Origin of the sequence: Pseudoduganella sp. RAF53_2, assembly GCF_052113985.1 — a bacterium.
Classification (GTDB): domain Bacteria; phylum Pseudomonadota; class Gammaproteobacteria; order Burkholderiales; family Burkholderiaceae_D; genus Rugamonas.
The window spans coordinates 1-3,748 of sequence record NZ_JBFRDW010000609.1 but is presented as its reverse complement, the minus strand read 5'-3'; the positions used below and the strand labels follow the sequence as shown (position 1 = coordinate 3,748).

Below are 3,748 nucleotides of genomic sequence, written 5' to 3'. Positions count from 1 at the left end.
CAGCGACACTTCCACAAAGCAGACGGAATCGCCGCCCAGATCGAGGAAGCTGTCTGTCTCGCGCACGGAATCGATGCCCAGGATGTCGGCATACCCTTGCTGCAGACTGGCGGGACGCTCGCGCCGCTTTTCCGCCGCCTCACGCACCAGGCGCAGCACGCTGCGGTGATCCACTTTGCCCGACGCCAGGGTCGGCAAGGGATCGAGCACCGCCACTTCCAGTGCCGATGCGGGCAGGCCGAAGCGTTCCAGCAGGCGCGGTTTGAGCTCGGCGGGATTGTGGCGGCCAGGGCCGATCGCCACGGCAATCAATTCATCGTTGCCGCCGACCGCCGCCGACACGCCCTGCTTTTCCAGCCAGCGTTCGATTTCATCCAGGCTGATGCGCAGGCCAACGATTTTCACGAAACGGCTCATGCGGCCGACGATGTAGTACAAGCCGTTTGCCTTGCGGCAGGCCACGTCGCCCGTATGCAGTTCTTCCAGCAGCTTGCCGGCAGCCAGGTCTTCCGGACCCAGTCCGTAGCCCATCATCACATTCGGTCCGCGGTAGACCAGCTCACCCGGCTGGTCGGGGCGGGTTTCCAGTTCGCCGTTGTCCTTGCGCAGCTCGAATGCGCCGCCCGGAATGGGCACGCCAATGCAGCCGGTGTTGTCACGCAACTGGTCCGGCGGCATATAGGCCATGCGCGGCGACGCTTCGGTCTGGCCATACATGACGAAGAATTGCTTGCCCTGGCGCTCAGCCCATTCGGCGTATTCCTGTACCAGCTCGGCGGACAGGCGGCCGCCGGCCTGGGTCAGATAGCGCAAATGGGGATAACGGTGGCGCCGGCGGCGGAAGCCAATGCGCTCCAGGATATCGAAGGTGAACGGCACGCCGGCGAATGAGGTGGCGCGTTCCTGTTCGAGGAAGGTCCAGAAGCTGTCCTGGGACACGGAATCCTCGGTCAGCAGCAGGCAGGCTCCCGCATGCAGGTGGGAGTTAATCACCGACATGCCATAGGAATAGAAGGACGGTAGCGACGTCAGGGCGCGGTCGTCCGGACCGATGCCCAAATATTCAGCAATCGATGCCGCATTTGCTTCGATGTTGGCGCGCGACAGGCGCACCAGTTTCGGGCTGCCGGTGGAACCGGATGTCGACAGCAAGACACACAGATCCGGATGCACCGGCACTGGATCGGGGGAGTACGATTCGAAACGCCACTCACCGTCGCCAGCGGCACGGAAAATGTAGGCAGCCTGGAAAGTGTCGGCGATGCGCGGATCGCGCACGGTTGAGCCTGGCTCTGCCAGCAGCACAGGAAAACGTGCCCGCAGGGATGCCAGATAAGCAACGACACAGGCGACAGTATTAGCTGCTTCGACGATGACTAGCCCAGCCGGCCCGCGCAGGGCGGCCGCCGCACGGTCTGCGGCTTTTGCCAGTTCTCCGTAGCTTATCTGCGACCCGTCGCTGGTAATGATAGCAATGCGCGCACCGTGTTCTTCCAGGCGCTGCGCGAACAAGCTGTCAGCCAYGCGTACATCCCCGTAGTAATTAATTTGTTGTAGTTTTTATATCATTAAACACCAGCTCAGGCATGCTAGTCAAATTGAAATTGCATTCCAATAAGGGAACATTTAAGTCTATAATCACGGGTTTGACGAGGGTCCGCTAGGCAGCGTATCAAAAAAACAACCCTCAGCCACCAGCTTTCGAAAACTGTATTAAGGAAATCATGAGCCACGAATCCGCTATCAGAACGCCAAAGCAGCTGGTTGCTGCCGTTGTAGGTTTCTTTGCTTTCACCATCATCGGTATTATTTTGCTGGTGCAGTTTGTTACCAACCAAAAACTGACCGGTGCAGGTTCGGAAAGCCAAACCGCAGAAGCTGTCGCCGCCCGTCTGAAGCCAGTGGCCGACCAGGGTTTCACCCTGAAGGATGTTAACGCTCCGAAAGTGCTGCAAACCGGCGAAGCCGTGTTCAACTCCACCTGCCAGGCTTGCCACGCAACCGGCGCCGCAGGTGCTCCGAAAGTTGGCGACAATGGCGCATGGGCCCCTCGTATCGCTCAGGGCTACGACACCGTTGTGAAGCATGCTCTGGAAGGCCTGCGCGCGATGCCGGCCCGCGGCGGTAACCCTGATCTGGATGATGTGGAAGTTGCCCGCGCTGTGGTCTTCATGGCTAACAAGTCCGGCGGCAAGTTCAAGGAACCTGAAGTGCCGGCCGCTCCGGCCGCTGCGCCAGCTGCTGCGGCGCCGTAAGGCTGATCGAAACGGCCCAATAAAAAAACCGCTCCTCGGAGCGGTTTTTTTTTACCCCCAACGCAAAATCTGGTGGCTGCCACATCGTGGCAGCCACCCGGATTACGCCCTGGGTTTACCAGATGATGACGCGGTCTTTCGGCGCCAGATACATCTTATCGCCCGGCTTGACCTTGAAGGCGTCATAGAAGCCCGGCTGGTTGCGTAGGGTGCCGTTGGCGCGGAACTCTTCCGGCGAGTGCGGATCGGTGGTGATCTGGCGGATCATCGCCGCTTCGCGGGTCTTGGCGCGCCATGCCTGAGCCCAGCCCTGGTACAGGCGCTGCTCACCCGTATAGCCATCGATCACAGGCGCCGGTTTGCCCTTCAGCGAGATCTTGTACGCCTTGTACGCAATCGCCAGACCGGAATTGTCGGCGATGTTCTCGCCCAGAGTCAGCTCACCATTCACCTTATAGCCCGGCACCGGGCTGAAAGCGTTGTACTGCGCCACCAACTGCTTGGTCTTCTTCTCGAAGTTCTTGTGATCGCGCGCAGTCCACCAGTCGCGCAGATTGCCGTCGCCGTCGTACTGGGCGCCCTGGTCGTCGAAGCCGTGGCTGATTTCGTGGCCGATCACGGCGCCGATCGCGCCATAGTTCACCGCATCGTCAGCGTTCGGATCGAAGAACGGCGGCTGCAGGATGGCGGCCGGGAACACAATCTCGTTCAGCTCAGGGTTGTAGTAGGCGTTGACGGTTTGCGGCGTCATGCCCCACTCGTCGCGGTCGATTGGCTTGCCCAGCTTGTCCAGCTCGCGGCGCACCAGGAAGGCGTTGGAACGCAGCACATTGCCCACCAGGTCATCGCGCTTTACTTCCAGCTTGCTGTAGTCGCGCCACTTGTTCGGGTAGCCGATCTTCGGCGTGAACTTGGCCAGCTTGGCTTGCGCAGCCTTGCGGGTTTCCGGACCCATCCAGGTCAGCTTGTCGATGCTTTGCTTGTAGGCGGTCAGCAGGTTCTTCACCAGTTCTTCCATGCGTGCCTTGCTGGCTGCCGGGAAGTGCTGTTCCACATAGACCTTGCCGATCGGTTCGCCCAGCGCGGATTCGGTCGCAGTCACGCCGCGCTTCCAACGTGGACGCATTTCGGTCACGCCGCCCAGCACCTTGCCGTACATGTCGAAATTGGTTTCAACGAATTGCTTGGACAGGTAAGGCGCTGCGTTGTGCAGCAGGTGCCATTCGAAGTATGGCTTCAGGGTTTCCATCGGCGTTTCGGCCAGCAGCTTGTCCAGCGCTTTCAGGTAGGTCGGCTGGCTGACGATCACGTAATCGACTTTGCCCTTCACACCGCCGATGGCGTCGATGTAGGCATTCCAGTCGTAGGTCGGCATCAGTTCGCCCAGCTTGTCGATGCTGACCTTGTTGTAGGCCTTGATCGGATCGCGCAGTTCGACTTTGCTCCACTGGATTTCCGCAATTTTCGTTTCGAAAGCAACGATGGTTTTCGCG

At 59.9% G+C, this 3,748-nt stretch carries 3 protein-coding genes; 1 reads left to right on the top strand and 2 read right to left on the bottom strand.

The features are described 5' to 3' along the window. The coding region (locus AB4Z11_RS26340) for an AMP-binding protein (RefSeq protein WP_442028800.1) at positions 1–1,512 on the bottom strand (1,512 nt) is incomplete at its 3' end. Between the two features lie 212 nt (positions 1,513–1,724). On the opposite strand from AB4Z11_RS26340, the gene AB4Z11_RS26335 reads away from it, so the two are divergent. Beyond that, the gene (locus AB4Z11_RS26335) at positions 1,725–2,255 is read left to right on the top strand and encodes a c-type cytochrome (protein ID WP_442028799.1); all 531 of its coding nucleotides are present in this window, start codon (positions 1,725–1,727) and stop codon (positions 2,253–2,255) included. Between the two features lie 115 nt (positions 2,256–2,370). On the opposite strand, the gene AB4Z11_RS26330 is transcribed toward AB4Z11_RS26335, so the two are convergent. Next, the coding region (locus AB4Z11_RS26330) for a M13 family metallopeptidase (protein ID WP_442028798.1) at positions 2,371–3,748 on the bottom strand (1,378 nt) is incomplete at its 5' end.

Excerpts from the sequence above, each read along its gene's own strand:
- AB4Z11_RS26335 (WP_442028799.1), top strand. The coding sequence starts at position 1,725 with ATGAGCCACGAATCCGCTATCAGAACGCCAAAGCAGCTGGTTGCTGCC.